28 protein-coding genes are annotated in these 26,746 nt (G+C 65.6%); 12 read left to right on the top strand and 16 right to left on the bottom strand.

Annotation, left to right across the window (positions count from 1 at the left end; translation table 11 throughout):
- The first annotated feature begins 104 nt into the window (after positions 1–104).
- The 5 genes from ACK8CO_RS04305 to acs all read left to right on the top strand — a co-directional run bounded on the left by ACK8CO_RS04305 (position 105) and on the right by acs (position 5,908).
- Complete coding sequence (locus ACK8CO_RS04305) at positions 105–1,136, top strand: branched-chain amino acid ABC transporter permease (protein WP_080615629.1); 1,032 nt, start codon at positions 105–107, stop codon at positions 1,134–1,136.
- Between the two features lie 4 nt (positions 1,137–1,140).
- Positions 1,141–2,355, top strand: coding sequence for a branched-chain amino acid ABC transporter permease (locus ACK8CO_RS04310; RefSeq protein WP_414898271.1), 1,215 nt, complete (start codon positions 1,141–1,143; stop codon positions 2,353–2,355).
- A gap of 12 nt (positions 2,356–2,367) precedes the next feature.
- Positions 2,368–3,123 (top strand): ABC transporter ATP-binding protein, encoded by a 756-nt coding sequence (locus ACK8CO_RS04315; protein WP_414898272.1) that lies wholly within the window; start codon positions 2,368–2,370, stop codon positions 3,121–3,123.
- A 10-nt stretch (positions 3,124–3,133) separates the two neighbouring features.
- Positions 3,134–3,889 (top strand): ABC transporter ATP-binding protein, encoded by a 756-nt coding sequence (locus ACK8CO_RS04320; RefSeq protein WP_080615626.1) that lies wholly within the window; start codon positions 3,134–3,136, stop codon positions 3,887–3,889.
- Positions 3,890–3,958: 69 nt separating this feature from the next.
- Positions 3,959–5,908, top strand: coding sequence for an acetate--CoA ligase (gene acs, locus ACK8CO_RS04325; protein WP_414898273.1), 1,950 nt, complete (start codon positions 3,959–3,961; stop codon positions 5,906–5,908).
- Between the two features lie 144 nt (positions 5,909–6,052).
- On the opposite strand, the gene ACK8CO_RS04330 is transcribed toward acs, so the two are convergent.
- The 10 genes from ACK8CO_RS04330 to ACK8CO_RS04375 all read right to left on the bottom strand — a co-directional run bounded on the left by ACK8CO_RS04330 (position 6,053) and on the right by ACK8CO_RS04375 (position 15,074).
- Positions 6,053–6,199: a hypothetical protein gene (locus tag ACK8CO_RS04330; RefSeq protein WP_155773955.1), complete on the bottom strand. Its 147-nt coding sequence runs from the start codon at positions 6,197–6,199 to the stop codon at positions 6,053–6,055.
- A gap of 149 nt (positions 6,200–6,348) precedes the next feature.
- On the bottom strand, positions 6,349–7,335 hold the full coding sequence (locus ACK8CO_RS04335; protein ID WP_414898274.1) for an ABC transporter substrate-binding protein: 987 nt from the start codon (positions 7,333–7,335) through the stop codon (positions 6,349–6,351).
- A gap of 37 nt (positions 7,336–7,372) precedes the next feature.
- A complete protein-coding gene (locus tag ACK8CO_RS04340; protein WP_414898275.1) occupies positions 7,373–8,215 on the bottom strand; it encodes an ABC transporter permease in 843 nt (280 codons plus the stop codon).
- Positions 8,212–9,087: an ABC transporter permease gene (locus ACK8CO_RS04345; protein ID WP_414898276.1), complete on the bottom strand. Its 876-nt coding sequence runs from the start codon at positions 9,085–9,087 to the stop codon at positions 8,212–8,214. Before ACK8CO_RS04345 ends, ACK8CO_RS04340 begins: the two co-directional genes overlap by 4 nt.
- Positions 9,080–9,280, bottom strand: coding sequence for a hypothetical protein (locus tag ACK8CO_RS04350; RefSeq protein ID WP_414898277.1), 201 nt, complete (start codon positions 9,278–9,280; stop codon positions 9,080–9,082). Before ACK8CO_RS04350 ends, ACK8CO_RS04345 begins: the two co-directional genes overlap by 8 nt.
- Complete coding sequence (locus ACK8CO_RS04355) at positions 9,273–10,052, bottom strand: ABC transporter ATP-binding protein (protein ID WP_414898278.1); 780 nt, start codon at positions 10,050–10,052, stop codon at positions 9,273–9,275. The genes ACK8CO_RS04350 and ACK8CO_RS04355 overlap by 8 nt, the downstream gene beginning before the upstream one ends.
- Before the next feature lie 104 nt (positions 10,053–10,156).
- Entirely contained in the window at positions 10,157–11,611 is a 1,455-nt protein-coding gene (gene hydA / locus ACK8CO_RS04360) for a dihydropyrimidinase (RefSeq protein ID WP_414898279.1), read from the bottom strand.
- Between the two features lie 16 nt (positions 11,612–11,627).
- Complete coding sequence (locus tag ACK8CO_RS04365; protein ID WP_414898280.1) at positions 11,628–12,122, bottom strand: hypothetical protein; 495 nt, start codon at positions 12,120–12,122, stop codon at positions 11,628–11,630.
- A complete protein-coding gene (locus tag ACK8CO_RS04370) occupies positions 12,119–13,369 on the bottom strand; it encodes a Zn-dependent hydrolase (RefSeq protein ID WP_414898281.1) in 1,251 nt (416 codons plus the stop codon). The genes ACK8CO_RS04365 and ACK8CO_RS04370 overlap by 4 nt, the downstream gene beginning before the upstream one ends.
- A 376-nt stretch (positions 13,370–13,745) precedes the next feature.
- On the bottom strand, positions 13,746–15,074 hold the full coding sequence (locus ACK8CO_RS04375; protein ID WP_080615617.1) for an aspartate aminotransferase family protein: 1,329 nt from the start codon (positions 15,072–15,074) through the stop codon (positions 13,746–13,748).
- Positions 15,075–15,315: 241 nt separating this feature from the next.
- On the opposite strand from ACK8CO_RS04375, the gene ACK8CO_RS04380 reads away from it, so the two are divergent.
- A complete protein-coding gene (locus tag ACK8CO_RS04380; protein WP_080615616.1) occupies positions 15,316–15,930 on the top strand; it encodes a TetR family transcriptional regulator C-terminal domain-containing protein in 615 nt (204 codons plus the stop codon).
- Positions 15,931–16,057: 127 nt separating this feature from the next.
- Positions 16,058–16,396 (top strand): hypothetical protein, encoded by a 339-nt coding sequence (locus tag ACK8CO_RS04385; RefSeq protein WP_080615615.1) that lies wholly within the window; start codon positions 16,058–16,060, stop codon positions 16,394–16,396.
- 1 nt (position 16,397) lies between these two features.
- Here the strand turns inward: ACK8CO_RS04385 and preA are convergent, their stop codons facing one another.
- Positions 16,398–17,717 (bottom strand): NAD-dependent dihydropyrimidine dehydrogenase subunit PreA, encoded by a 1,320-nt coding sequence (gene preA, locus ACK8CO_RS04390; RefSeq protein ID WP_414898282.1) that lies wholly within the window; start codon positions 17,715–17,717, stop codon positions 16,398–16,400.
- 3 nt (positions 17,718–17,720) lie between these two features.
- The gene (locus ACK8CO_RS04395; RefSeq protein ID WP_414898283.1) at positions 17,721–19,061 is read right to left on the bottom strand and encodes an NAD(P)-dependent oxidoreductase; all 1,341 of its coding nucleotides are present in this window, start codon (positions 19,059–19,061) and stop codon (positions 17,721–17,723) included.
- Positions 19,062–19,433: 372 nt separating this feature from the next.
- Between ACK8CO_RS04395 and accB the strand changes: the two genes are divergently transcribed.
- The 3 genes from accB to aat are packed head-to-tail and all read left to right on the top strand — an operon-like array spanning position 19,434 to position 21,965.
- Positions 19,434–19,928: an acetyl-CoA carboxylase biotin carboxyl carrier protein gene (accB, locus tag ACK8CO_RS04400; RefSeq protein WP_080615611.1), complete on the top strand. Its 495-nt coding sequence runs from the start codon at positions 19,434–19,436 to the stop codon at positions 19,926–19,928.
- 13 nt (positions 19,929–19,941) lie between these two features.
- Positions 19,942–21,291, top strand: a complete 1,350-nt coding sequence (gene accC, locus ACK8CO_RS04405) for an acetyl-CoA carboxylase biotin carboxylase subunit (protein WP_080615610.1) — start codon at positions 19,942–19,944, stop codon at positions 21,289–21,291.
- Between the two features lie 29 nt (positions 21,292–21,320).
- The gene (gene aat / locus ACK8CO_RS04410) at positions 21,321–21,965 is read left to right on the top strand and encodes a leucyl/phenylalanyl-tRNA--protein transferase (protein ID WP_414898284.1); all 645 of its coding nucleotides are present in this window, start codon (positions 21,321–21,323) and stop codon (positions 21,963–21,965) included.
- On the opposite strand, the gene ACK8CO_RS04415 is transcribed toward aat, so the two are convergent.
- From ACK8CO_RS04415 to lepA, 4 genes are all read right to left on the bottom strand, one after another.
- Complete coding sequence (locus ACK8CO_RS04415) at positions 21,929–22,480, bottom strand: DUF2155 domain-containing protein (RefSeq protein ID WP_231119240.1); 552 nt, start codon at positions 22,478–22,480, stop codon at positions 21,929–21,931. The two genes, aat and ACK8CO_RS04415, sit on opposite strands and share 37 nt — an antisense overlap.
- Positions 22,477–22,977, bottom strand: a complete 501-nt coding sequence (mlaD, locus tag ACK8CO_RS04420) for an outer membrane lipid asymmetry maintenance protein MlaD (protein ID WP_414898285.1) — start codon at positions 22,975–22,977, stop codon at positions 22,477–22,479. Before mlaD ends, ACK8CO_RS04415 begins: the two co-directional genes overlap by 4 nt.
- Before the next feature lie 2 nt (positions 22,978–22,979).
- Positions 22,980–23,363 carry an NADH:ubiquinone oxidoreductase subunit NDUFA12 gene (locus ACK8CO_RS04425; protein WP_080615607.1) on the bottom strand — a complete coding sequence of 128 codons (384 nt, stop codon included), beginning with the start codon at positions 23,361–23,363 and terminating at the stop codon, positions 22,980–22,982.
- A gap of 261 nt (positions 23,364–23,624) precedes the next feature.
- Positions 23,625–25,427, bottom strand: coding sequence for a translation elongation factor 4 (lepA, locus tag ACK8CO_RS04430; protein ID WP_414898286.1), 1,803 nt, complete (start codon positions 25,425–25,427; stop codon positions 23,625–23,627).
- 241 nt (positions 25,428–25,668) lie between these two features.
- On the opposite strand from lepA, the gene ACK8CO_RS04435 reads away from it, so the two are divergent.
- The gene (locus tag ACK8CO_RS04435) at positions 25,669–25,941 is read left to right on the top strand and encodes a hypothetical protein (protein ID WP_414898287.1); all 273 of its coding nucleotides are present in this window, start codon (positions 25,669–25,671) and stop codon (positions 25,939–25,941) included.
- The gene (locus ACK8CO_RS04440) at positions 25,934–26,734 is read left to right on the top strand and encodes a hypothetical protein (protein WP_414898288.1); all 801 of its coding nucleotides are present in this window, start codon (positions 25,934–25,936) and stop codon (positions 26,732–26,734) included. Before ACK8CO_RS04435 ends, ACK8CO_RS04440 begins: the two co-directional genes overlap by 8 nt.
- Positions 26,735–26,746: the final 12 nt, after the last annotated feature.

Consider the following 26,746-nt stretch of genomic DNA (forward strand, 5'->3'; position numbering starts at 1 on the left):
GCCCCCTTGCCTGACATACCGGCCGGGCCGCGCCCTTCGCGCGCGGTCCGGACCGCGCCCCGGACCCGGCGGGTCCGACGCTCCCTCAATGCACGGATGGGACCATGGACGCCATTATCCTTCAAATCCTGAACGGGCTCGACAAGGGCTCGGCCTATGCGCTGATCGCGCTGGGGCTTACGCTGATCTTCGGCACGCTGGGGGTCGTGAACTTCGCCCATGGCGCGCTGTTCATGATCGGCGCCTTCTGCGCGGTCTCGATGCAGCGCCTGCTGAGCCTGTCCTATGAAGAGATCGACCCGACCCGCACCGACTTTCTCGGCAATCCGCTGAAGGTCGAGGTGCCCTATGTCGAACACTGGTTCGGCCCCGGGATGGGCGGCGCGATCATCGACTGGTCGGTGCCCTTCGCGATCCTGCTGGCGATCCCGGTGATGATCGCGCTCGGCTTCGCGATGGAGCGCGGGCTGATCAAGCATTTCTACAAGCGCCCACATGCCGACCAGATCCTGGTGACCTTCGGTCTCGCGATCGTGCTGCAGGAGATCGTCAAGTATTTCTTCGGCGCCAACCCGATCCAGACCGGCGCGCCGCCGGCCTTCTCGGGCAGCTTCGATTTCGGCACGCTTCTGGGCTTCGACCCCAATATCATCATCTATCCCTACTGGCGGATGGTCTATTTCCTGTTCTCGCTGGCAATCATCGGCGGCGTCTTCGCCTTTTTGCAATTCACCACCTTCGGCATGGTGGTCCGCGCGGGCATGGCCGACCGCGAGACGGTGGGCCTGCTGGGCATCGACATCGACCGCCGCTTCACGCTGATGTTCGGGCTCGCGGCCGCCGTGGCGGGGCTGGCGGGCGTGATGTACACGCCGATCCTCGCGCCGAATTATCACATGGGGATGGATTTCCTCGTGCTCAGCTTCGTCGTCGTCGTCGTCGGAGGCATGGGCTCGCTGCCCGGCGCGGTGCTGGCGGGCTTCATGCTGGGCATCCTGCAAAGCTTCGCCTCGATGAACGAGGTGAAAAGCCTGATCCCCGGCATCGACCAGGTGATCATCTACCTCGTGGCAATCGTGATCCTGCTGACCCGGCCGCGCGGGCTGATGGGCCGCAAGGGCGTGATGGAGGACTGACCCAATGTTCGGACTGAGTGCCAGAGATACCCGTTTCCTGCTGATCGTGATCGCGCTGACCCTGCTGACCCCGATCCTGTTGCAACCCTTCCCCGAAGGCTCGAGCCTTGCCCAGTTCAACGCGGGCTATCCCGACCTGATGCAGAAATTCGCGATCTTCGGGATCTTCGCCATCGGCTTCAACATCCTGTTCGGGCTGACCGGCTATCTGTCCTTCGGCCATGCCGCCTTCCTGGGGGTGGGCTCCTACACGGTGGTCTGGATGTACAAGCTTCTGGGCTACAACGTGCTGCCGGGGCTTTTGCTCTCGGTGGTGATCTCGGCCGCCTTCGCGCTTCTGATCGGCTTCATCTCGCTGCGCCGCTCGGGCATCTATTTCTCGATCCTGACGCTGGCCTTTGCGCAGATGAGCTACAACCTCGCCTATTCGGTGCTGACGCCGATCACCAATGGCGAGACCGGGCTGCAGGTCTATGCCAGCGACCCGCAGATCCTGGCCACCGGCGGCGCGCCCAGCAGCCCGCATCTGTTCGGGCTGGTAATGCGGGACTCGGCACAGCTGAACCTCGGCGGCTGGGTCTTCACCTTCAATATCGGCTATTATTTCTGCGCGCTGATGGCGATCCTGGCCTTCTATATCAGCCTGAGGATCTTCCGCTCGCCCTTCGGGATGATGCTGCGTGCGATCAAGACCAACCAAACCCGGATGAACTATACCGGGCTCAATTCGCGGCCCTACACGCTGGCGGCCTTCGTGATCTCGGGCATGTATGCCGGGCTTGCGGGCGGACTGCTGGCGGCGATGGACCCGCTGGCAGGAGCCGAACGGATGCAGTGGACCGCCTCGGGCGAGGTCGTCCTGATGACCATTCTCGGCGGCGCCGGCACCCTGATGGGGCCGGTGCTGGGGGCGGGCTTCATCAAGTATTTCGAGAATATCTTCTCGAAGATCAACGATGGCGTCCTGCATTCCTGGTTCGCGGTCCTGCCCGACGGGCTCGAGGATTTCGTGGTCGCCTGTTTCCACCCCTTCGTGGGCAAGGGCTGGCACCTGACGCTGGGCATCCTGTTCATGCTGGTGGTGATCTTCCTGCCCGGCGGGCTGGTCGAGGGGATGCAGCGGCTGCGGAACCTGTTCCGGCGCCGGCACAAGACCGGCGGGCCGCGGCGGAAGGATCCCGAGCACCGCCCCCACACCTCCCCGCATGTGGCCGAATGAGGAGAACGAGCGATGGGCATTCTTGAAGTCAAGGGCGTGAACAAGCGCTTCGGGGGCTTGCAGGCTCTGGGAGACGTCAACCTCTCGGTCGCCGAGAACAGCGTGCATGCGATCATCGGGCCGAACGGGGCGGGCAAGTCGACGCTTCTGAACTGCCTCGTCGGCAAGCTGATCCCCGATACCGGATCGGTGATGTTCGACGGCCAGTCGGTGCTGGGGCGCAAGCCGCACGAAATCAACCAGATGGGCATCTCGCGGGTGTTCCAGACCCCCGAGATCTTCGGCGACCTGACGGTGCTGGAAAATGTCCTGATCCCCTGTTTCGCCAAGCGGGACGGGGCCTTCCGGATGCATGCCTTCGAGACAGTGGCGCATGAAAAGGACATCATGGCCCGGGCCGAACAGATGCTCGAGGACGTCCATATGCTCGACAAGGCGGGCATGCAGGCCGCAAGCCTCTCGCGCGGCGACAAGCGGCGGCTCGAGATGGCGATGTGCCTGGTGCAGGAACCGCGGCTCCTGCTGCTCGACGAGCCGACCGCCGGCATGGCGCGGGCCGATACCAACAACACCATCGACCTGCTGAAAGAGATCAAGGCCACCCGCAACATCACCCTGGCGATCATCGAGCATGACATGCATGTCGTGTTCAGCCTCGCCGACCGGATCACGGTTCTGGCCCAGGGCACGCCCCTGGTCGAGGATGTGCCCGAGAAGATCAAGGGCCATCCGAAAGTGCAGGAAGCCTATCTGGGCCAGGCCCATTGAGGAGGACCGGATGAACGTCAAACCCGATTTCAACAAGAACGCGAACCAGGCCGCGACGGCACCGGCCTTCCTGTCGGTCTATGACCTGCATGCCTATTACGGCGAAAGCTACATCGTGCAGGGCGTCAGCTTCAACGTCCACGAGGGCGAGATCCTGGCGCTTCTGGGCCGGAACGGCGCGGGCAAAACCTCGACCTTGCGCGCCATCGCCCGGCTGGCGAGCCCCCAGCTCACCTATGGCGAGATCTGGCTCGACCATGCGCCCCTGCACAGCATGGCCGCGCATCAGGCCAGTGCGGCGGGTCTGGGGCTGGTGCCGGAGGACCGCCGGATCATTCCCGGCCTCACCGTCGAGGAGAACCTGCAGCTTGCCCAGATCGTGCCGCCGGTGGGCTGGACGATCGAACGGCTTTACGATCTTTTTCCCCGGCTCGGCGAACGCCGCAAGCAGGAGGGCGTGACGCTCTCGGGCGGCGAACAGCAGATGCTGGCCATCGCCCGGGCCCTGGCGCGCGACATCAAGGTACTGCTGCTCGACGAGCCTTATGAGGGGCTTGCACCGGTCATTGTTGACGAAATCGAAAAAACACTCGTTCATATCAAGGAACAGGGCATCACGACCGTCATAGTTGAGCAGAACGCGATCCGGGCCTTGGAACTTTCGGATCGCGCCGTCATACTCGATACAGGCCAGATCGTTTTCGACGGATCGGCCGCCGAGGTCCTGAACAACGCCGAATTGAGGGCGGAATACCTCGCGATCTAGACCGCACGCCCCGGAAAGAAGGGCGGCGGCCCCGCTACAGGATAAAGTCAGTCAGAGGGAGTTCTGGAGATGACTGAGCATGTTTACCCGCCGGACCCGGATTTCGTGTCGGGCGCGCATATCGACTCGGCGAAATATGATGCGATGTACCGTCGCTCGGTCGAGGACCCGGAGGGGTTCTGGGACGAGCACGGGCAGCGGCTGGACTGGATCAAACCCTATACCGAGGTCAAGCGCAGCACCTTCAAGATGGGGCAGGTCGAGATCCACTGGTTCCGGGACGGGACGCTGAACGTGGCCTCGAACTGCATCGACCGCCATCTGAGAACCCGGCGCGATCAGGATGCGATCATCTTCGTGCCCGACGAGCCCGACGCGCCGGTCCGGCACATCACCTATCGCGAGCTGCACGAGAAGGTGAACCGGATGGCCAATGTCCTGCTGAGCCAGGGCGTGATGCGGGGCGACCGCGTGGTCATCTACATGCCGATGATCCCCGAAGCGGCCTATGCGATGCTGGCCTGCGCCCGGATCGGGGCGATCCATTCGGTGGTCTTCGCGGGCTTCTCGGCCGATGGTCTCGCGAACCGGATCAACGATTGCGGCGCCAAGGTCGTCATCACCGCAGATACCGCCCCCCGGGGCGGGCGCAAGACCGCGCTGAAATCGAATGCCGATGCCGCGCTGCTGCACTGCTCGGACAAGGTACGCTGCATGGTCGTCAAGCACACGGGCGACCAGACCTCCTGGATCCAGGGCCGCGATGTCGATGTGCTGCAACTGATGGAGCATGCCAGCCCCGACTGCCCGCCGCGCGAGCTGGCTGCGGAGCATCCGCTCTTCATCCTCTACACCTCGGGCTCGACCGGCAAGCCCAAGGGCGTGGTGCATTCCTCGGGCGGCTATCTCGCCTATGCCGCGATGACCCATGAATACACCTTCGACTATCACGAGGGCGACGTGTTCTGGTGCACCGCCGATGTCGGCTGGGTCACCGGCCACAGCTACATCGTCTATGGCCCGCTCGCCAATGGCGCGACCACCGTCATGTTCGAGGGCGTGCCGACCTATCCCGATGCGGGCCGGTTCTGGCAGATCTGCCAGGACCTGAAGGTCAACCAGTTCTACACCGCCCCCACCGTGATCCGGGCGCTGATGGGCCAGGGCACCGAGTGGGTCGAGAAATACGATCTCTCGAGCCTCAAGGTGCTGGGCTCGGTCGGCGAGCCGATCAACCCCGAGGCCTGGGAATGGTACAACACCCATATCGGCCAGGGCCGCTGCCCGATCGTCGACACCTGGTGGCAGACCGAGACCGGCGGCCATCTGCTGACGCCGCTGCCCGGCGCCACCCCGACCAAGCCCGGCTCGGCGACCCGGCCCTTCTTCGGGGTGCAGCCGGTGGTGCTGGAGCCGGAATCGGGCCGCGAGATCGACAGCACCGAGGCCGAGGGCGTGCTCTGCCTCAAGGACAGCTGGCCCGGGCAGATGCGCACGATCTGGGGCGATCACGACCGCTTCCAGGAGACCTATTTCAGCCATTACAAGGGCTATTACTTCTCGGGCGACGGCTGCAGGCGCGATGCCGACGGCTATTACTGGGTCACCGGCCGGGTCGATGACGTGATCAACGTCTCGGGCCACCGGATGGGCACGGCCGAGGTGGAATCGGCCCTTGTCGCCCATCAGGCGGTGGCCGAGGCCGCGGTGGTGGGCTATCCGCATGAGCTGAAGGGCCAGGGCATCTACGCCTATGTGACGCTGATGAACGGGGTCGAGGCGACCGACGCGCTCCGCAAGGAGCTCGAGAAATGGGTCCGCACCGAGATCGGCCCGATCGCCAAGCCCGACATCATCCAATGGGCGCCGGGCCTTCCCAAGACCCGCTCGGGCAAGATCATGCGCCGCATCCTCAGGAAGATCGCCGAGAACGATTTCGGCTCCCTCGGCGACATCTCGACCCTCGCCGACCCTTCCGTCGTCGAGGAGCTCATCGATAACAGGATGAACAAGGACTGACCGGATCCTCTACCCGAAGACAAGGGCCGGTGGCGATCCACCGGCCCTTGTCTTGTTCCGCCGATCCTCCCCCGCCGCGACAACGACAGGGCCGACTGCCGGCAAGGATCTCGCGGGCGCCAGTCCAGGCTTTCGCCCGGGCGCTCAGCAGCCCGGCGCCGTGACCGTGGCCATCTCGCTGATATTGCTGACCCCGGGCTCGCATTCCTCCGGCTCCCCGGCACAGCCCGCCAGCACCGCCATCAGCCCCATCCCGAGCACCAGCCCCGGCAGTTTCTTGCATTTCCGCATGTCTCTCTCCCTTTCAGCGACGGCGATCCGGCTCCGCCGGACCTGAACTGCACGGTCGAGTAAATCACATTCGCGCATCCGATCAAGACGGATGGGACGCCCTTGCCCGCCCCGTGCGAGAGGCCGGGAAAGCCCCGGCCGCCAGCGGTCTAATTCAGCGCTGCGTCGGAAATCGCATGGGTCCAGGCGCCCTCGGGTTCCCTTGTGATGACCGGGTCCGAGCCGCCCGACAGCAGCGTCTCGACCGTGCGCCGATAATCCTCGGGATCGAGCACGCCGGTCGAGCCTGCGGTCAGCTTGGCGACCTCGCCCATCATCCGGATCTGGTGCTTTTCGGTCTGCGCCCCGGTCTCGTCATGGTCGAGCACGATCATCGCGGCCTCTTCGGAATTGGCCTCGGCCCATTTCCACCCTTTCATCGAGGCCCGCACGAAGCGCGCCAGCTTGTCGACCTCGGCCGGATCGGCCAGCTTTTCCTCGAGCACGTAAAGCCCGTCTTCCAGGGTCGCGACGCCCTGATCCTCGTATTTGAAGGTGATCAGCTCGTCGGGCGCAATCCCCGCATCGAGCACCTGCCAATATTCGTTATAGGTCATGGTCGAGATGCAGTCGGCCTGCTTCTGCAGCAGCGGATCGACGTTGAAGCCCTGTTTCAGCACGGTCACACCGCCCTCGGAGCCATCGGTCGGAATGCCCAGATGCGCCATCCAGCTGAGGAAGGGATATTCATTGCCGAAGAACCAGACGCCCAGCGTGCGGCCCGGGAAATCCGCTGGGCTGGCAACGCCGGTTTCCTTCAGGCAGGTCAGCATCATGCCAGAGGACTTGTAGGGCTGGGCGATGTTGACGATGGGCAGCCCCTTCTCGCGCGCGGCCAGCGCCGAGGGCATCCAGTCGATCATCACATCGGCACCGCCGCCCGCGATGACCTGGCTTGGCGCGATGTCAGGTCCGCCGGGCTTGATCGTCACGTCGAGGTCTTCCTCGTCGTAAAAGCCCTTGTCGAGCGCGACGTAATAGCCCGCGAACTGGGCCTGGGTCACCCATTTGAGCTGAAGCGTGACCTCGTCGGCGGCCTCTGCCGCCCCGGTCCCGAGAAGAAGCGCGGCCAGCGCCCCTGTCAGTTTCACGTCCATCCTTACCTCCTGTCGGGTCATTCGACCTTTGTGTTTGTCAAAGGCCCCGCTGCGACGGGTGCCAGAAGGTGACGGCGCGTTCGCACGCCGCCACCGCGCCGTAAAAGGCCGAGCCGGCCAGGGCCGCCACGGCGATCTCGGCCCAGACCATGTCGAGCGCGAGCCGCCCGACCTCGGTCGAGATCCGGAAGCCCATGCCCTGGATCGGGCTGCCGAAGAACTCGGCCACGATGGCCCCGATCAGGGCCAGGGTGGTGGCGATCTTCAGCCCGTTGAAGATGAAGGGCATGGCCGCTGGCAGCCTGAGCCTTGTCAGCGTCTGGAGGTAGCTTGCGGACCAGGTCTTCATCAGATCGCGCTGCATGGCATCGGCGGCCGCCAGCCCCTGCAGCGTGTTGACCATGACCGGGAAGAACACCATGGCCACCACCACCGCCGCCTTCGACTGCCAGTCGAAGCCGAACCACATCACGAGGATCGGCGCGGTGCCGATGATGGGCAGGGCCGCGATGAAATTGCCCACGGGCAGCAAGCCCCGCTGCAGGAAGGGCGAGCGGTCGATGGCAATGGCAGTCAGCACGCCTGCGCCGCAGCCCAGCACATAGCCCGACAGCGCGCCCTTGACGAAGGTCTGGACGAAGTCGCCCCAGAGCACCGGCAGGCTGATCGCGATCCGCGCGCCGATGGCCGAGGGCGGCGGCAGGATGACGGCGGGCAGGTTCAGCCCGCGCACGAGACCCTCCCAGACCACCAGCAGGGTCAGCCCGAAGAGGGCTGGCATCAGAAGACGCAGCCCGCGCGTGGCCCTGAGCCGCGCGAGCCGTACATTCACCACCCAGGCGACGGCCCAGAAGACAAGCGCGCCGAAGACCCAGATCATCGCACCATCCCCATCCGTTTCAGCGTGATCCGCTGCACAAGCCCCACCAGCCCGACCAGCAGAGCGGCAAGGATCGCGGCCGCGAAAAGCGCGCTCCAGATCTGCACGGTCTGGCCGTAATAGCTGCCCGCCAGAAGCCGCGCGCCAAGGCCCCGGATCGCGCCCGTCGGAAGTTCGCCAACGATGGCACCGACAAGGCTCGCCGCCATCGCGACCTTGAGCGAGGTGAAGAGATAGGGCATCGAGGCGGGCCAGCGCAGCTTCCAGAAGATCTGCCCCGCGCGCGCGCCCCAGGTCCTCATCAGGTCGAGATCCATCGCATCGGGGCTGCGCAGCCCCTTCACCATGCCGACCGCGACCGGGAAGAACGAGAGATAGGCCGAGATGATGGCCTTGGGCAGCAGCCCGGTGATGCCGATGGAATTCAGCACCACGATGATCATCGGCGCGATGGCGAGGATGGGGATGGTCTGCGAGGCAATCGCCCAGGGCATCACGCTTCGGTCCATCGCGCGGTTATGAACGATCCCGACAGCCAGCAGGATGCCCGCGCCAGCACCGATGGCAAAGCCCAGAAGCGTGGCCGAGAGCGTGACCCAGCCGTGATAGATCAGGCTGCGCTTCGAGAAGGCCCGGCCCTCCAGCGCCATCGCCCCGGTCGTCTTCCAGAGCTCGGCCCCCACCTGATGCGGCGCGGGCAGCTTGGGGCGCTCCTGCCGCATCGTGTCCGAGACGATCTGGCCGAGCGTCAGCTCCTGTCCCGCGCGCGCCGCCTGATCGAGCGCCCAGCGTGCGTTCAGCGCCACCGCCGCCCCGTACCAGAGCGCGAGGATCGCCAGCACCACCGTCAGGATCGGCAGGACATTACGCATCGCGCCGCCCCTTGCGGGTCAGCCGCCGCGCCAGAAGATGCATGCCCCAGAGCAAGGACGCCAGGATCAGAAGGAAAGGCCCCCAGCCCAGCACCGGCACCGCCATCACCGAGGGCAGGAAGATCCAGACCAGAAGCCCCGCCAGCCACAGCCCGGCCAGCCCCGCCCCCGTCAGACGCTGTTTCCTAGTCATAGGCATGCCCCACGCGCAGCCCCTCGCGGACGCGATGGGCGATTTCCAGGAATTCCGGCGTGTCGCGGATGTCGAGCGGCCGCTCCTTCGGCAGCGGGCTGTCGATCACATCGGCGATCCGCCCCGGGCGCGGGCTCATCACCACGATCCTGGTGGACAGGTAAACCGCCTCGGGGATCGAATGGGTAACGAACAGGCAGGTCTTGCCGGTCCGCGCCCACAGCGCCAGAAGCTGTTCGTTCAGATGGTCTCGCACAATCTCGTCCAGCGCGCCGAAGGGTTCGTCCATCAGCAGGATATCGGCATCGAAGGCCAGCGCGCGGGCTATGCTGGCGCGCTGCTGCATGCCCCCCGAAAGCTGCCAGGGAAACTTGTTGCCGAAGCCCGCCAGATCGACCAGCTCCAGCACCTTCTGCACCCGCGCCGCCTGTTCGGCCTTCGGATAGCCCATGATCTCGAGCGGCAGCCGGATGTTCCGGGCGATGGTCCGCCAGGGGTAAAGCCCGGCCGCCTGGAAGACATAGCCGTAGCTGCGCTCCATGCGGGCAGTGTCGGGGCTCATCCCGTTGACGCTCAGGCGGCCGCCGGTCGGATGTTCCAGCGCCGCCACGCAGCGCAGGAAGGTGGTCTTGCCGCAGCCCGAGGGGCCGATGAAACTGACGAACTCGCCGCGCCCGACATCGAGCGACACATCGCTCAGCGCCTGCACGGGTCCGTCTGCGGTCTGGAACACCAGATCCACGTTTTCCGCCTTGATGACCGGTGTCTTCACGTCACGTCCCTTGCCTGCGGGGCGCGCGCATGTGCGGCCCCGCCCCTCACATCCGGGCGCGGGATCGACCCGCACCCGCCCTCTCGCAAAGGGGCGCCCGGCCCTCAGACGCCGCTGGCCGGGATGCCCGCCCGTTCGATGGCCCGCGGCGCGGTCAGCGCCTTCCAGGAGGACAGCGCCTTGTTGACCGGCCCGTTCGGCGGGCGACTGACGAACTCGCCCCAGCCCTCCTGCGGCGTCACCTCGTCATCGGCGACGGCGACGCGACCGCGGCTCAGCGTGTAGCGCGGCAGGCCCCTGACCTCCTTGCCCTCGAAGACGTTGTAATCGATGGCCGATTGCTGGGTCGCGGCGCTGATGGTCCTGGTCTTCTCGGGGTCCCAGACGACCAGATCGGCGTCCGAGCCGACCAGCACCGCGCCCTTCCGGGGATAGAGGTTCAGGATCTTGGCGATATTGGTCGAGGTCACCGCCACGAATTCCTCAGGCGTGATCCGCCCGGTGCCGACGCCATGGGTCCAGAGCATCGGCAGCCGGTCCTCGAGCCCGCCGGTCCCGTTCGGGATCTTCGTGAAATCGCCGACACCATAGCGTTTCTGATCGGTGGTAAAGGCGCAGTGATCGGTCGCGACGCAAGACAGCGAGCCCGAGGCAAGCCCCGCCCAAAGGCTGTCCTGATGCTTCTGGTTCCGGAAGGGCGGCGACATCACGCGCCGCGCGGCATGATCCCAGTCGGCGTTGAAATATTCGCTCTCGTCCAGCGTCAGATGCTGGATCAGCGGCTCGCCCCAGACCCGCTTGCCCTGCATCCGCGCGCGCCGGATCGCCTCATGGCTCTCCTCACAGGAGACATGCACCACGTAAAGCGGCACCCCCGCCATGTCGGCGATCATGATCGCGCGGTTGGTGGCCTCGCCCTCGACCTGGGGCGGGCGCGAATAGGCATGGGCCTCGGGGCCGGTATTGCCCTCGGCCAGAAGCTTGGCCGCCAGCTCGGCCACGACATCTCCATTCTCGGCATGGACCAGCGGAATGGCCCCCAGCTCGGCGCAGCGGCGGAACGAGGCGAACATCTCGTCGTCATTCACCATCAGCGAGCCCTTGTAGGCCATGAAATGCTTGAAGCTGGTGATGCCGCGCTCTTTCACCACCGTCTCCATCTCGTCGAAGACCTGCCTGTCCCACCAGGTGATCGCCATGTGGAAGGAATAGTCGCAATGCGCCCGGGTCGACTTGTTGTCCCACATCTTCAGCGCATCGAGCAGCCCCTGACCCGGCGAGGGCAGCGCGAAATCGACCACCATCGTGGTGCCGCCCGCCAGCGCCGCGCGGGTGCCGGATTCGAAATCATCCGAGGAATAGGTGCCCATGAAGGGCATCTCGAGATGGGTATGCGGGTCGATCCCGCCCGGCATCACATAGCAGCCGGTGGCGTCCAGAACCTCGTCGCCCGAAAGACCGGGGCCGATGTCGGCGATCTTCCCGCCCTCGATCAGCACATCCGCCTCATAGCTCAGATCGGCGGTCACAATGGTGCCGTTCTTGATGACTGTGGTCATGTCCTTCTCCCTGCGTCTAGCTTTTCCCTGGCGCTTTCAGGTGATTGATCTCCACCTCGTTGCGCACAGATCGTCTGTCCGCCTCTTGGCTTTGCCGGAACGAGAGCCAGGCAATCAGCAAACCGGCTGCCGCAAAGCCGATTCCCAGTCTTGTCATCCACTTCTCTTCGTTCCGGGCCTTCTGTTCTACGGCATACCGGTCTTCGAGAACGGCACGATCCAGCAGTCGGCTTGCCTGGGTTTCCGAAAGCGTTCCACAAACGTGATTTTCGCAAAGGGTGCCCAATATCTGCTGATCCATGAGGGCCTGCAAACTCGAAGCTTCGAAGCTCTTTCGAAGGCTCTTCGCTTCTTCCTCTATGCTCTCCGGATACCCGCACCCTCCACAACCGTCGCCTCCAGCACTACCAAACTCACCGCCATAATCTGAACCACCGCCCCCCCAGCCGAACACCGTGCTTGGCAAAGCACAGATTAAGCCTACGGCAAGAAACCTTCCCGCCGTATTCACTCGACGATCCCCGCCGTTTCCAGCACCGCATGGCACAGCACATCGGCCCCGGCCGCGGCCCAGTCCTTCGAGATCTCCTCGGCCTCGTTATGCGAGAGTCCGCCGACGCAGGGGCACATGATCATCGTGGTGGGCGCGACCCTGGCGGCCCAGCAGGCATCGTGTCCCGCCCCCGAGACGAGATCCATATGCGAATAGCCGAGCTTCCCGGCCGCGCTCCGGACCGCGCTCACCAGATCGGGGGTGAAGGTCACGGGGTCGAAATGGCCGACCGGCTCGACCGAACAACCGACGCCCAGATCCTCGCAGATCGCCGCCGCGCGGGTCTCGATCTCGGCCCGCATCCGGTCGAGCTTGGCCTGATCGGGGGTGCGGATATCGACGGTGAAGACCACGCTCCCGGGAAGCACGTTGCGCGAATTGGGCGAGAACTGCATCTGGCCCACGCCGCCCACGGCATTGGGCTGGGCCGCCATCGCGACCTCCTGCACCATCTCTAAGATGCGCGCCGCCGCCAGCCCCGCATTCACCCGCATCGCCATCGGCGTCGAGCCGGTATGCGCCTCACGGCCGGTCAGGGTGAATTCCAGCCACCACAGCCCCTGGCAATGGGTGACGACCCCGATCTCCTTGCCCTCGGCCTCGAGGATCGGGCCCTGCTCGATATGCAGTTCGTAATAGGCATGCATCTTGCGCGCGCCGACCTCTTCCTCGCCCTTCCAGCCGATCCGGGCCAGCTCGTCGCCATAGCGGAGCCCCTCGAGATCCTCGCGCGCATAGGCATAGTCGAGCGTATGAACGCCCGCGAAGACGCCCGAGGCCAGCATGGCGGGGGCAAAGCGCGCGCCCTCTTCATTGGCCCAGTTGGTCACGACGATGGGATGCTTCGTGCGGATCCCCAGATCGTTCATCGTGCGCACCGCCTCGAGCGCGCCCAGAACCCCCAGCACCCCGTCATATTTCCCGCCCGTGGGCTGGGTGTCGAGATGGCTGCCGACATAGACCGGCAGCGCATCCGGATTCTCGCCCGCGCGGGTCGCGAACATCGTGCCCATCCGGTCGACACCCATCGTCAGCCCGGCCTCGTCGCACCAGCTCTGGAACAGCGCGCGGCCCTCGGCATCGGCATCGGTCAGGGTCTGGCGGTTGTTGCCGCCCGCGACGCCGGGGCCGATCTTGGCCATTTCCATCAGGCTGTCCCAGAGCCGGTCGCGATTGATGCGCAGATTCTCTCCCGGGGTTGTCATCGTCTTACCTCACCTGTGTTTTCTTGTTTGCCGTCAGGGCCGCAGACGCACCCCCACCCCGCTGCGCGCCTCTGCGGCACCGGGAACAATGTCACTCGACCGTCCGGCGGATACGGTTGGGCCTCCCGCACAGGCGGGACGGCCCATGATCCTGCCGGACAGCCGCCCGGCTCTCACGCATCTCCACGAAAGCGCGTGATCCGGGGACTTCCGAAAGGCCCCGGTGACGGGATGCCCGGCCTTCCGGCCCTTGCAGACAGGCCCGGGACCGGCCCCGCGTCCGAGCACGCCCTCCCCGGAGCGCCCCGGGGCCGGGACGGTCGGGGCCGTATCTGCGCCCGCCGGACCGCTCCGGCGGGCGGGCTGGTGAAAAAGCTCAGTCCAGCGCCTTGAGGACATCGGTGAGCTTGCCGAAGAGTTCGTCGATCTGCGCCTTGTTGATCATCAGCGGCGGCGACATCGCGATGATATCGCCGGTGGTCCGGATCATCAGGTCCTTCTCGAAGGCATCGAGGAAGGCCGTGAAGGCCCGCTTGGTCGGCTCGCCCGCGATCGGCTCGAGCTCGACCGCGCCGACCAGACCCATGTTGCGGATGTCGATCACATGCGGCAGCCCCTTCAAGGAATGCAGCGCCTCTTCCCAATAGGGCGCGAGGGCGGCGGCATTCTCGAACAGCCCCTCCTCGCGATAGATCCCGAGCGTCGCGAGCCCCGCGGCCGCGGCAATCGGGTTGCCGGAATAGGTATAGCCGTGGAAGAATTCGATGAGATGGTCGGGCCCTTGCATGAAGGCGTCATGCACCGCGGCCGTGGTCAGGACCGCGCCCATCGGGATTACCCCGTTGGTCAGGCCCTTCGCGGTGGTCATCAGATCGGGAAGCACCCCGAAATGCTCGGCCGCGAAGGACGAGCCCAGCCGCCCGAAGCCGGTGATGACCTCGTCGAAGATCAGGAGAATGCCGTGCTTCTTGGTGATCTCGCGCAGCCGTTCCAGATAGCCCCTGGGCGGCAGCAGCACGCCGGTCGAGCCCGACATCGGCTCGACGATGACCGCGGCGATGGTATCGGCGCCATGGAGCGCGATCAGCCGTTCCAGATCCTCGGCCAGATGGGCGCCATGCTCGGGCTGGCCGCGGGTGAAGGCGTTCTGCTCGGGCAGATGGGTATGGGGCAGATGGTCGACCCCGGTCAGGAGCGTGCCGAACATCTTGCGGTTGGGACCGATGCCACCGACCGAGATGCCGCCGAAATTCACCCCGTGATAGCCGCGCTCGCGCCCGATCAGCCGGGTGCGGGAGCCCTCGCCCCGCGCCCGGTGATAGGCGAGGGCGATCTTCAGCGCGGTCTCGACGGATTCGGAGCCCGAATTGGTGAAGAAGACATGCTCCATCCCCTCGGGCGCCATGTCGCGCAGCGCGCTGGCAAGCTCGAAGGCCCTGGGATGGCCCATCTGGAAGGCGGGCGCATAATCGAGCTCTGCCGCCTGCTTGGCGACCGCCTCGGTGATCTGCGGCCGGCAATGGCCGGCATTGCAGCACCAAAGCCCCGCCGTGCCATCCAGCACCTGGCGGCCATCCGCGGTGCGGTAATACATGCCCTCCGCACCCACCAGCATCCGTGGCGCCGCCTTGAACTGCCGGTTCGCGGTGAACGGCATCCAGAAGGCCGAAAGGTCATTGGGACCGGAATTACGATCGAGCGCCATGGGAGCCTCCCCCTGATTTCCACCCTCCGCCTGCGCAAAGGCGAAAGATCCAAAACAATTGACCAAACGGTCAGGAGCACGCTAGCAGAGGTCGAAGACCAGTCAACATAACGGTCCCGGCTCCGGCCCGGGTCGATTTCCGGGTGTCTGACCGAATGGCGGTTTCTGCCATCAGATGATGGGATTTTGCGCAATCGATGGAAAGTGAAATTCACCGACGCGTCCATTTCCGGAGCCCCGCATGACACCTTCGCCGCCCCGCACCCGCATTCAACGCCGGAATCGCGAGACCATCCTCGAGGCCGCGCTGGACGTCTTCTCGAAACAGGGTTTCCGCGGCGCGACGCTCGACCAGATCGCCCGGAAGGCCGGGCTTTCGAAGCCGAACCTGCTTTACTACTTCCCCTCCAAGGAGGCGATGCACGAGGCGCTTCTGGCGGGCCTGCTGGACACCTGGCTGGCGCCGCTGCGCGCGCTCGATCCGGAGGGCGAGCCGCTGGACGAGCTTTTGGGATATGTCCGCCGCAAGCTGGTGATGAGCCGCGATTACCCGCGCGAAAGCCGGTTATTCGCCAATGAGATCTTGCAAGGCGCCGGGCATATCCGGCCGACCCTCGAAGGCGAGCTGAAAAGCCTTGTCGATCACAGCGCCGCAGTGATCGAGGGCTGGGCGCGCGCGGGCCGGATCGCGCCGGTAGACCCCTATCATCTGATCTTCTCGATCTGGGCGCTGACCCAGCATTACGCCGATTTCGACATTCAGGTGCGGGCCGTTCTGGGCGAGGGCAAGGACGATCCGTTCGATGGCGCCGAGCGCTATCTGACGACGCTGTTCCGCCGCCTGCTCACCCCCTGATCGCCCGCCTCCGTTCAGACATCGTTAACCTCGACACCAGAAATACGGAGCTTTCCTCTTCTCAACGCCGCCCTTTCGGTGCATATTTCTCGATGGTGGTGGGGGCCTGAGCTGGAGCTTGGGTGACATGCAAATTATCGCTCCCATTTCGGTGGGTGGTGTGCACGATGTGGCGCCGACCACCGTCGCCCCTGCGGCGCCGACGGCGCCCGTTGCCGCTGCCCAATCCGGTGGCGGCGCAACCCAGACCCGCGCCGAGACCGGGCAACGCGGTCAGACGCCGATACGTCAGGAATTTCCCGCGCCCGATCCCGACCGCCCTGCTGGACCGCCGCCTGCCTTCGACACGACGCCGCTTCAACTCGAAGCCGAACGGCGCGTGAGCGAGGCTTCGGTCTTCTGGCGGGGTGAAGTGGTCACGGATACTGCCGAGCCGGCCCCGCGCCAGCTCGACATCGAAATCTGACCTATCCCAACCCCTGTTCCGCGGCGTTTTTCCGTCCGGGATTGTTGGGGTGGGTCGTCCAATTCCCGTAACTGGCGGGAACCTCCTTCCCCGTGCGCAGATCGACTTCGCCCGGGGAAAGTTCTCGCATGTCGATACAGCCCTCCACCGGACAGACCTCCACACAGAGATTGCAGGCCACGCAGTCTTCGTCCCTGACCAGGAAGGATCGGTCCGCCGTCATCTCGATGGCCTGATGGCTGGTATCCTCGCAGGCCGCATAGCAGCGGCCGCATTTGATGCAGGTTTCCGGGTCGATCCGCGCCTTGGCGATGTAGTTGAGGTTCAGATACTGCCAGTCGGTCACGTTGGGCACCGCCATGCCGACGAAATCGTCCAGCCGTGCGTGCCCCTTGCGCTCCATCCAGTCCGACAGCCCCGCCTTCATCTCCTGCACGATCCGGAACCCGTAGGTCATCGCCGCGGTGCAGACCTGCACATTGCCCGCCCCCAGCGCCATGAACTCGGCCGCATCCTTCCAGGTGGTCACCCCGCCGATGCCCGAAATCGGCAGCCCTCGGGTCGCCGGGTCGCGGGCGATCTCGGCCACCATGTTCAGCGCGATGGGCTTGACCGCCGGGCCGCAATAGCCGCCATGGGTGCCCTTGCCGTCGATGGTGGGCTCTGGCGCCATCAGGTCCAGATCGACCGAGGTGATCGAGTTGATGGTATTGATCAGGCTGACCGCATCGGCGCCCCCCTTATGCGCGGCGCGGCTGGCCAGGCGGATATCGGTGATATTGGGCGTCAGCTTCACGATCACCGGCATGCGCGTATTCTGCTTGCACCAGCGGGTGACCATTTCGACATAATCGGGCACCTGCCCCACCGCAGCCCCCATTCCGCGTTCGCTCATCCCGTGCGGACAGCCGAAATTCAGCTCGACGCCGTCGGCGCCGGTGTCCTCGACCCGGGCGAGAATGCGCCTCCAGGCCTCCTCCTCGCAGGGCACCATCAGCGACACGACCAGAGCCCGGTCGGGATAGTCCCGCTTGACCGCGGTGATTTCGCGCAGGTTCACCTCGAGCGGCCGATCGGTGATCAGTTCGATATTGTTCAGCCCCAGCAGCCGCCGGTCGGCGCCGTGGATCGCGCCATAGCGGGGACCGTTGACATTGACGACCGGCGCGCCGTCCTCGCCCAGCGTCTTCCAGACCACGCCGCCCCAGCCCGCCTCGAAGGCCCGGCGGACATTGTATTCCTTGTCGGTCGGCGGCGCCGAGGCCAGCCAGAACGGATTCGGGCTTTTGATACCGACGAAATCGCAGGAAAGATCGGCCATCGCTCAGCCCTCCGTCATCAGCGTTGCGTGAATGTCCTCGGCGGCGTCGCGGCCCTCGGCCACCGCCGTCACCGTCAGATCGTCGCCACCTGCGGCGCAGTCGCCCCCGGCCCAGACCCCGACCAGAGAGGTTCGCCCAGGCCCGGTCACCGCGATCTTGCGCCCCGCGATCTCGATCCCCTCGGGCGCGCCCTCGAGCTTCTGACCGATGGCCTTCAGCACCTGATCGGCCCGGAGCCGGAACGTCTCGCCGGTCAGCTCCAGCCCGGCTTCGGTCTCACGGGTATAGGCGAATTCCACCGCCTCGACCGCGCCCTCGCCCAGCAGGCGCAGGGGTGCCGCGCCCGTCACGATCCGCACGCCCTTGGAACTGGCCAGATGCTGCTCTTCCTCCGAGGCGCCCATCGCGGCGCGGCCGCGGCGGTAGACCATGGTGACGGTATCGGCCCCCAGAAGCTTCGACTGCACCGCCGCGTCGACCGCCGTCATGCCGCCGCCAATCACCACCACATGGCGCCCGACCGGAATGGAGGACAGATCCCCCGTCTGGCGCAGACGGGCGATGAAATCGACCGCATCCACCACCTGCGCCTTCTCCTCGCCCTCGGCGCGCAGCGCGTTGACACCGCCAAGCCCGATGGCAAGGAACACCGCGTCATGCCCGGCGCGCAGCTCGTCCAGCGTGATGTCACGCCCCAGCGCCTTGCCATTGGTCACCGCGATGCCGCCGATCCGCAGCAGCCAGGCCACCTCGGCCTGGGCATAATCGTCGACAGTCTTGTAGGCAGCGATGCCATATTCACTGAGCCCGCCCGCCTTGGGCCGTGCGTCGAATAGCTGCACCTCATGCCCCTTCATCGCCAGCCGGTGGGCGCAGGCCAGCCCCGCGGGCCCGGCCCCCACCACCGCGATGCGCCGCCCGGTTGGCGCCGCGCGAGGAAAGGGGTGGCCTTCGCGCGCCATCAGCCTGTCGGTGGCAAAGCGCTGCAGCCGGCCGATCTCGACCGGGCTGGCCTCGGCCACCATCCGCACGCAAGCCTCTTCGCAAAGCTGTTCGGTCGGACAGACCCGGGCACACATGCCGCCCAGGATGTTCTGCTGAAAGATCGTCCGTGCCGCTGCGGCGGGCGCACCGGTCGCGATCTCGCGGATGAAAAGCGGAATGTCGATGGCCGTCGGACAGGCCTCGACACAGGGCGCATCATGACAGAAATAACAGCGATCCGCCGCCACCGCGGCCTCGTGGTCACTGAGCGGCGGCGCCTTTTCGGCAAAGTTCCGGGTATAGTCTTCTGGCTGCAGACGCCCGGGAACCACGCCCGGGCTGAGTGGCGAATTGGCCATTCCGGCTCTCCCTGACCTCGTCTCCAGGCAAGCCTGCCACATGGTCTGATTTGATCAAAAGATAAATTTTCCAGCCTGCCGCTTTGCCGCAGATACGGGCCGTTCCGGGGCGCCTTCGCCCAGGGAAAGGGCACGTGTCGAAGAGCGTCATGCGAGAGCGCACGCGGAGCGGCACCATCCCGGCCGCCGTACGCCCGGGCATTGTCGGAACCTGCGGCATCTTTGACGGCCCGCCAGCCCCCGGCCCGGGCGCACCGCGAAAACCGGCCGCACCGCCTTTCCATGGGGGTTCCCCTCGCGTATAAGCGCCTCAATTCTCTTACCGCGGCCCTACGCTCCGGCGCGGGGCCGCGTGACCGATCGAGGACAGGCATGACCAAGACTTCCCACGAGGCGGATGTCGCCTTCATCCAGGCGCTGGCCGAGCTTCTGCGCGAACACGACCTGACCGAATTGCAGGTCAAGCGCGAATACGGCGAGGACGACTCGCTGGACGTGCGGGTATCGCGCTCGCAGCCGGCCCCCGTCGTCGCACAGGCGCCGACGATGCAGATGCCCGCCTATGCCCCGGCCCCCGCCGCGGCAGCGCCCGGCACCACCGTCGAAGTCAGCGCAGAGGATCCCGCCCAGCACCCGGGCGCCGTGACCTCGCCGATGGTCGGCACCGCCTATCTGCAGCCCGAGCCCGGCTCGGACGCCTTCGTCAAGGTCGGCGACAGCGTGACCGAGGGCCAGACGCTTCTGATCGTCGAGGCCATGAAGACGATGAACCACATCCCCGCCCCGCGCGCCGGTACCGTCAAGCGCATCCTCGTCGAGGATGCCTCGCCGGTCGAATACGGCACGCCTCTGATGATCATCGAATAAGGCGCGGCGGATCATGTTCGACAAGATCCTCATCGCCAATCGCGGAGAGATCGCGCTTCGCGTGATCCGCGCCTGTCGCGAAATGGGCATCCATTCCGTCGCGGTCCATTCCACCGCCGATGCCGATGCCATGCATGTCCGGATGGCCGATGAAAGCGTCTGCATCGGCCCGCCTTCGGGCACCGAAAGCTATCTGTCGATCCCCTCGATCATCTCGGCCTGCGAGATCACCGGGGCCCAGGCGATCCATCCGGGCTACGGCTTCCTGTCCGAGAATGCCCGCTTCGTGCAGATCGTCGAGGATCACGGCCTGACCTTCATCGGTCCCTCGGCCGAGCATATCCGGATGATGGGCGACAAGATCACCGCCAAGGAGACCATGAAGGCGCTGGGGGTTCCCTGCGTGCCCGGTTCCGACGGCGGCGTGCCCGATCTCGAGACCGCGAAGACGGTCGCGGCCGAAATCGGCTATCCTGTCATCATCAAGGCCACCGCCGGCGGCGGCGGGCGCGGGATGAAACTTGCCAAGACCGCCGCGGACCTGGAACAGGCCTTCCAGACCGCGCGGGCCGAGGCCAAATCGGCCTTCGGCAATGACGAGGTCTATATCGAGAAATATCTCGGCCGGCCCCGCCATATCGAGATCCAGGTCTTCGGCGACGGCAAGGGCAATGCCGTCCATCTGGGCGAACGCGACTGCTCGCTGCAGCGCCGTCACCAGAAGGTTCTCGAAGAAGCCCCAGGCCCCGTCATCGACCCCGAGACCCGCGCCCGCATCGGCAAGGTCTGCGCCGACGCGGTGGCCCGGATCGGCTATTCCGGCGCCGGAACAATCGAATTCCTCTATGAGGATGGCGAGTTCTACTTCATCGAGATGAACACCCGTCTTCAGGTCGAGCATCCGGTGACCGAGGCCATCTTCGGCGTCGATCTCGTGCGCGAACAGATCCGGGTGGCCGAGGGCCTGCCGCTCTCGTTCACGCAGGACGAGCTTCAGCTGAACGGTCATGCCATCGAGGTCCGGATCAATGCCGAGCGGCTGCCGAATTTCGCGCCCTGCCCCGGCAAGATCAGCGCCTATCACGCCCCGGGCGGCCTTGGTGTCCGGATGGATTCGGCCCTTTACGACGGCTATTCCATCCCGCCCTATTACGACAGCCTGATCGGCAAGCTGATCGTGCGTGGCCGCGACCGGAACGAGGCTCTGGCGCGGCTGGACCGCGCGCTGGGCGAGCTGATCGTCGACGGGGTCGAGACCACCGCGCCGCTGTTCCGGGCGCTTCTGATGGAACCGGACATCCAGAGCGGCAATTACAATATCCATTGGCTGGAACGCTGGCTGGAGTCCGGGCCCGAGCTCTGACCGGCGCGCCCCCGGCCTGGGGAGCGATGATGGATGCCGACCGGCTCACGCCACTGACCCTGCTCAGGGCCTATGCCATGGGGATCTTCCCCATGGCCGAGTCGCGGCATGATCCGCGGATCTTCTGGGTCAATCCGCGCAAACGCGGCATCTTCCCGCTCGACGGCTTCCACATCTCGAAAAGCCTCGCCCGCACGATCCGCCGTGCCCGCTTCGCGATCCGGACCGATACCGCGTTCGAGCATGTCGTGGAATGCTGCGCCGACCGGCCAGAGACCTGGATCAATGCAGAGATCTTCCGGCTCTACCGCCAGCTCTTCGAGCTTGGCCATGCCCATTCGCTGGAGGTCTGGCAGGACGACATCCTGGTGGGCGGGGTCTACGGCATCGCGCTTGGCAGCGCCTTCTTCGGCGAAAGCATGTTCTCGCACCGCACCGACGCCTCGAAAGTGGCCCTGGCCTATCTGGTCGACCGGCTCCGGATCGGCGGCTTCACGCTTTTCGACACCCAGTTCCTGACCGACCATCTGGCCAGCCTCGGCGCCGTGGAGATCGAGCGCGAGGACTATCTTTCACGGCTGAAGCGGGCGGTGAACCAGAACGCCACATTCGACCACGCAGGGCCGATCCCCGCGCCTCAGCTGCTTTTGCAGCGCAGCACCCAGACGTCGTAGCGGGCATTGTCGAGCGGGTTCAGGGCCGGGCTCGACGCGATCATCCAGCCCGAGAACAGGTGGCTGCCGCGGCTCGGATCGGAGATGTCGAGATGGGCGAAGGCGTCCGAGGCCGGGTTGTCGGCCGGAAAGCGGCATTCGTCCAGCGTCACCGTCAGCCGCCAGACCCGGCCGGTTTCGCCCGGGGCCAGCGTCAGATCGACCGTGTCGCCCGAGAGCTTGTCGAGCCCGCGCAGCACCGCGCCCCGAGGCGCCGTCTCGGTCACGGCCGCGGTCCGGGTCTCGGTCCGGGGGTCCTGCAACGCCAGTGGATCGGGCCGGGACACAAGCGGCAGCGGGCGGTCCGCCAGCGTCGTGTCGCCCAGCCCCAGCGCATCCATCATCTCTTCGGCGCGGGGCATCTCCTCAAGCGGCGCGACCGTCCAGCCATCCGGGGTCCAGCCCTCGGGGCTCCATTGCTGCTGCGCCAGAAGCGGGGTCGCGATCAGCGCCAGGGCCAGCGCCGCTCGGATCATTTCGGATCGTCTCCGCCATCCGCTGCGGCATCCGCGCCGCCCTTGTCGCCACCGCCGCCGACGAATTTCATCAGAAGCGAGATCAGCCCGACCGCCCCCTGGGTGTCGAGCACCTCGGCGCCCGGCTCGAGATTGAAGGGCGAGCCGCCCGGCACCAGTTCGAGGAAGGTGCCGCCCAGAAGCCCCTCGGAGCTGACCGACGCGGTGCTGTCATCGGGGATCTCGATGCCGTTGCGGACGGTGAAGCGAGTATCGGCGCGGAAAGTCTGCGGGTTGAGCTCGAGCCCGGTCACGGTGCCGACCTTGACCCCGGCCAGCCGGACGTCGGTGCCGAGATTAACGCCCTCGGCAGACCGGAAGCTCGCGCTCAGCTCGTAATGCTGCTGGCCGGGACCGCCGATCATGCCGGTCGCATTCGAGGCATAGACGAAGAAGCCGGCAGCCAGGGCCAGCACGGCGGCGCCGGTGAGGATTTCGGTCGGACTGTTCTCTGCCATGGTTATTCCGGTTGCCAGGCCTCGTAATCGCGCCGCGGCGCGGGCTCGGGCCTGCGGATCGAGCCCGGCGGTGCATAGGCCAGGGGCGTGCCGGTCAGGTTTTCCTGATGCGGCTTCTCCCAGGCCCGGTGGGGCAGCGGCGCCTCGGTCGGCGGCGCGTCATAGGTGTGGTGCAGCCAGCCATGCCAGTCGGGCGAGATCCGGCTTGCCTCGACCTCGCCATTGTAGATCACCCAGCGACGCTTGCCGTCCTTCGAGCGGTAGAACACGTTTCCCTGCGCGTCCTCGCCGACCTTCTGACCATTGCGCGCGGTCCAGAGCCGCGTGTTCACGGTCTGGCCGTTCCACCAGGTCACATAGCTGAGAAAACTGTCGACCACGCCCATGCGTCCCTCCTGACCGGTTTCGAGTTGGTATGACCCAACTCGGCGCCGAGGTCCAGAGCGAGGGCGGGGCCTCACGCAGTCGCGACCGGCTCCGTCCCGCAATGGCAAGCCCGCGCCACAGAACAGCCGCAAGGCTGCCGCGCCCCGCAGCCCCTGCCCGGCCCTGAAGCCCTCAAGTCCGCTTCCCGGTTCCGGCCGGGTCGAATCGGCCCCCGGATCACGACCTCGAAACACGGGACTTCCGGGAGCCCCGCAGAAAGCTCAGTCGTCCATCTTGAGCGCGTTGATGAAGGCCTGCTGCGGGATCTCGACCTTGCCGAACTGGCGCATCTTCTTCTTGCCGGCTTTCTGCTTTTCCAGAAGCTTCTTCTTCCGCGTCGCGTCGCCGCCATAGCATTTGGCGGTCACGTCCTTGCGCAGCGCCGCCAGCGTCTCGCGCGCGATCACCCGGCCGCCGATGGCCGCCTGGATCGGGATCTTGAACATGTGGCGCGGGATCAGCTCTTTCAGCTTCTCGCACATCGCCCGGCCCCGCAGCTCGGCGCGGTCGCGATGGACCATGACCGACAGCGCATCGACCGGCTCGTCATTGACGAGGATCTGCATCTTGACGAGGAAATCGGCGCGATAGCCCGAGATCTGGTAGTCGAAGCTGGCATAGCCCTTGGTCACCGATTTGAGCCGGTCGTAGAAGTCGAACACCACCTCGTTCAGCGGCAGGTCATAGACCGCCATCGCGCGCGAACCGGCATAGGTCAGGTCCAGCTGCTCGCCGCGGCGGTCCTGGCACAGCTTCAGGACGTCGCCCAGATATTCGTCGGGCACGAGGATAGTCGCCTTGATCCGCGGCTCCTCGATATGGTCGACATAGGTCAGGTCGGGCATGTCGGCGGGGTTGTGCAGCTCGCGCACCTCGCCGTCCTTCATGTGGATCTTGTAGATCACCGAGGGCGCGGTGGTGATCAGATCGATCCCGTATTCGCGCTCGAGCCGGTCGCGCACGACCTCGAGATGCAGAAGCCCGAGGAACCCGCAGCGGAAGCCGAAGCCCAGCGCGGCCGAGGTCTCCATCTCGGAGGTGAAGGAGGCGTCGTTCAGCGCCAGTTTCTCGATGGCGTCGCGCAGATCGTCGAAATCGTTGGTATCGACCGGGAAGAGCCCGCAGAACACCACCGGCTGGCTGGGCTTGAAGCCCGGAAGCGGCGTCTCGCAGCCCTTCTTCTCGGTCGTCACCGTATCGCCGACGCGGGTGTCGCGGACCTGCTTGATCGAGGCGGTCAGGAAACCGATCTCGCCCGGGCCCAACTCGTCGACATTCTGCATCGCGGGCCGGAACACGCCGATCCGGTCGACCGGATAGACGCCCCCGGTCCTCATCATCCGGATCCGGTCGCCCTTCTTCAGCATGCCGTCGATGATGCGCACCAGAACAACCACGCCCAGATAGGGATCGTAATAGCTGTCGACCAGCAGCGCCTTCAGGGGCTTCGTCGGGTCGCCCTCATGCGGCTGGGGCAGGCGCTTGACGATGGCCTCCAGCACATCGGGAATGCCCAGCCCCGTCTTGGCGCTGATCTCGATCGCTTCCGAGGCGTCGATGCCGATCACATCCTCGATCTGTTCCTTGACGCGGTCTGGTTCGGCCGCGGGCAGGTCGATCTTGTTCAGGACCGGCACGATCTCGTGATCGGCATCGATGGCGGTGTAGACATTGGCCAGCGTCTGCGCCTCGACACCTTGCGTCGCATCGACGACCAGCAGCGAGCCCTCGACCGCGCGCATCGAGCGCGAGACCTCATAGGCGAAGTCGACATGGCCGGGGGTGTCGATCAGGTTCAGCACATAGGTATGGCCGTCCTTGGCCGGATATTCGATCCGGACGGTATTGGCCTTGATGGTGATGCCGCGCTCGCGCTCGATATCCATCGCGTCGAGCAGCTGCTCCTTCATGTCGCGTTCGGCGACAGTGCCGGTCAGCTGGATCAGCCGGTCGGCAAGGGTCGATTTCCCGTGGTCGATATGGGCCACGATGGAGAAGTTGCGGATGTATCTGAGCTCGGTCATGCGGGCGGATATGCGGTGCTTTTCGGAGCCGGTCAATGGGCTGTTTCGGGTCGGCGCTCCGGGCGGGCCGGGGCCGGGAGAGAGCGGTGCGGGGGCCAGATATACCACGTCCGCACGGAAACGCACGCAGGCTGTTGAGGCAAGGCGGATGCAGGGGCGCGAAGGCAGTCGCAAAGGCCGCACTTACCGGCTTGATCGGGCGGAAGAGGCCCCCAGACTGGCCCTCACAGGGAGGGGGGCGATGCCGATTATCGACTGGAAGAGTGCCGAGACCTGGCTGAAGACCCAGCCGCACGAGGTCCAGTTTGCCTTTGACACGCGCTGCGCCTTGCGCGCGTTGCCCGCGGTGACGACTGCCAGAGATGAGGTTTTATCAGGGATCGTTTTGTCCGTCCTGCGCGCCATATTGGCGTCGGGAAGTGCGAGCTTCCCCATACTCGAGGAAGAGTCTTCCCGCGAGATTGAGGGCCGTTGCCGCTGCCGACAGAGCTGTAGCGGCCGCAGGCATGGCTAAGGCGGCAGCCGCTGTGGCGGCCGCCCGTGCTGCCGCCGACCGTGATCCCCTGGATGCACGATTGGAATGCAGAAGTGCCGTCGGCGCCGTATCAAATGCCAGCGATGCCGCCTTTGTGGATGCAGACACTTTGTCCAGAACGAAGCCGGCTGACCCTTTCCGCCGACCGCTCTGGCCGGAGGGGGAACTTCCCGAGCTTCGGGCCCAGGACTACGATAAACTCCGCGCCTTCTGGCAGCAGGACCCACACGTCTGGACCTTCTGGGAAAGCGGGTATGCGGACATGCTGGCGGGCCGCCCCGTCGACTGGGACCTCCTGCGGCGGGTCGTTCTGCTCCCCGACGAGGATTGGAATGCCGGGCCCGAGCGGATTGCGGACCGGATCGAGGAATTGCGGGCGCGCATCGGGCTTCAACGGCGGATCGAAGAGCTTGAACGGCAGCTTGCGGCGGCCGCGCGGGATCGGACCGGCATCGGGGGCAACAATCCGCCGAAGCCTATCGAGACCGAGGCGGAGCTTCGGCGCGAGTTTGTGATCGTATGGCCGCCGCTGGAAGAGCTCAAGGCCGAAGCGGGACGGGAGATTCCGGATAAGGACAAGATTCGCTCTGCCATCAGTGCCTTGAGTGGGGTTATGGCAGAGATCGGGAAATGGACCGGCGGAAAGCTCGACCGGGCCGTTGACAAGGCCATCGACTGGAGTGTCCCGGCGGGCCTGGGGTATCTCGCCTTGCATGTAGCGGAGATCCGGCAGGTGATCGACGCAGCCGAAGCCTGGCTGAAAACTCTTTAAGGCATCGGCTCT

Origin of the sequence: Rhodovulum sp. HP10 (assembly GCF_047553435.1) — a bacterium.
GTDB lineage: Bacteria > Pseudomonadota > Alphaproteobacteria > Rhodobacterales > Rhodobacteraceae > Rhodovulum.

Coding starts and splice junctions, on each gene's coding strand:
- aat (WP_414898284.1), top strand. CDS start 21,321: ATGGATGCCGACCGGCTCACGCCACTGACCCTGCTCAGGGCCTATGCC.
- ACK8CO_RS04335 (WP_414898274.1), bottom strand. CDS start 7,335: ATGGACGTGAAACTGACAGGGGCGCTGGCCGCGCTTCTTCTCGGGACC.
- hydA (WP_414898279.1), bottom strand. CDS start 11,611: ATGACCACAGTCATCAAGAACGGCACCATTGTGACCGCCGATCTGAGC.
- mlaD (WP_414898285.1), bottom strand. CDS start 22,977: ATGGCAGAGAACAGTCCGACCGAAATCCTCACCGGCGCCGCCGTGCTG.
- ACK8CO_RS04415 (WP_231119240.1), bottom strand. CDS start 22,480: ATGATCCGAGCGGCGCTGGCCCTGGCGCTGATCGCGACCCCGCTTCTG.
- ACK8CO_RS04375 (WP_080615617.1), bottom strand. CDS start 15,074: ATGGCGCTCGATCGTAATTCCGGTCCCAATGACCTTTCGGCCTTCTGG.
- accB (WP_080615611.1), top strand. CDS start 19,434: ATGACCAAGACTTCCCACGAGGCGGATGTCGCCTTCATCCAGGCGCTG.
- accC (WP_080615610.1), top strand. CDS start 19,942: ATGTTCGACAAGATCCTCATCGCCAATCGCGGAGAGATCGCGCTTCGC.
- ACK8CO_RS04425 (WP_080615607.1), bottom strand. CDS start 23,363: ATGGGCGTGGTCGACAGTTTTCTCAGCTATGTGACCTGGTGGAACGGC.
- acs (WP_414898273.1), top strand. CDS start 3,959: ATGACTGAGCATGTTTACCCGCCGGACCCGGATTTCGTGTCGGGCGCG.
- ACK8CO_RS04340 (WP_414898275.1), bottom strand. CDS start 8,215: ATGATCTGGGTCTTCGGCGCGCTTGTCTTCTGGGCCGTCGCCTGGGTG.
- ACK8CO_RS04320 (WP_080615626.1), top strand. CDS start 3,134: ATGAACGTCAAACCCGATTTCAACAAGAACGCGAACCAGGCCGCGACG.
- lepA (WP_414898286.1), bottom strand. CDS start 25,427: ATGACCGAGCTCAGATACATCCGCAACTTCTCCATCGTGGCCCATATC.
- ACK8CO_RS04330 (WP_155773955.1), bottom strand. CDS start 6,199: ATGCGGAAATGCAAGAAACTGCCGGGGCTGGTGCTCGGGATGGGGCTG.
- ACK8CO_RS04370 (WP_414898281.1), bottom strand. CDS start 13,369: ATGACAACCCCGGGAGAGAATCTGCGCATCAATCGCGACCGGCTCTGG.
- ACK8CO_RS04385 (WP_080615615.1), top strand. CDS start 16,058: ATGCAAATTATCGCTCCCATTTCGGTGGGTGGTGTGCACGATGTGGCG.
- ACK8CO_RS04310 (WP_414898271.1), top strand. CDS start 1,141: ATGTTCGGACTGAGTGCCAGAGATACCCGTTTCCTGCTGATCGTGATC.
- ACK8CO_RS04380 (WP_080615616.1), top strand. CDS start 15,316: ATGACACCTTCGCCGCCCCGCACCCGCATTCAACGCCGGAATCGCGAG.
- ACK8CO_RS04315 (WP_414898272.1), top strand. CDS start 2,368: ATGGGCATTCTTGAAGTCAAGGGCGTGAACAAGCGCTTCGGGGGCTTG.
- ACK8CO_RS04440 (WP_414898288.1), top strand. CDS start 25,934: ATGGCTAAGGCGGCAGCCGCTGTGGCGGCCGCCCGTGCTGCCGCCGAC.
- ACK8CO_RS04350 (WP_414898277.1), bottom strand. CDS start 9,280: ATGACTAGGAAACAGCGTCTGACGGGGGCGGGGCTGGCCGGGCTGTGG.
- preA (WP_414898282.1), bottom strand. CDS start 17,717: ATGGCCGATCTTTCCTGCGATTTCGTCGGTATCAAAAGCCCGAATCCG.
- ACK8CO_RS04305 (WP_080615629.1), top strand. CDS start 105: ATGGACGCCATTATCCTTCAAATCCTGAACGGGCTCGACAAGGGCTCG.
- ACK8CO_RS04345 (WP_414898276.1), bottom strand. CDS start 9,087: ATGCGTAATGTCCTGCCGATCCTGACGGTGGTGCTGGCGATCCTCGCG.
- ACK8CO_RS04435 (WP_414898287.1), top strand. CDS start 25,669: ATGCCGATTATCGACTGGAAGAGTGCCGAGACCTGGCTGAAGACCCAG.
- ACK8CO_RS04395 (WP_414898283.1), bottom strand. CDS start 19,061: ATGGCCAATTCGCCACTCAGCCCGGGCGTGGTTCCCGGGCGTCTGCAG.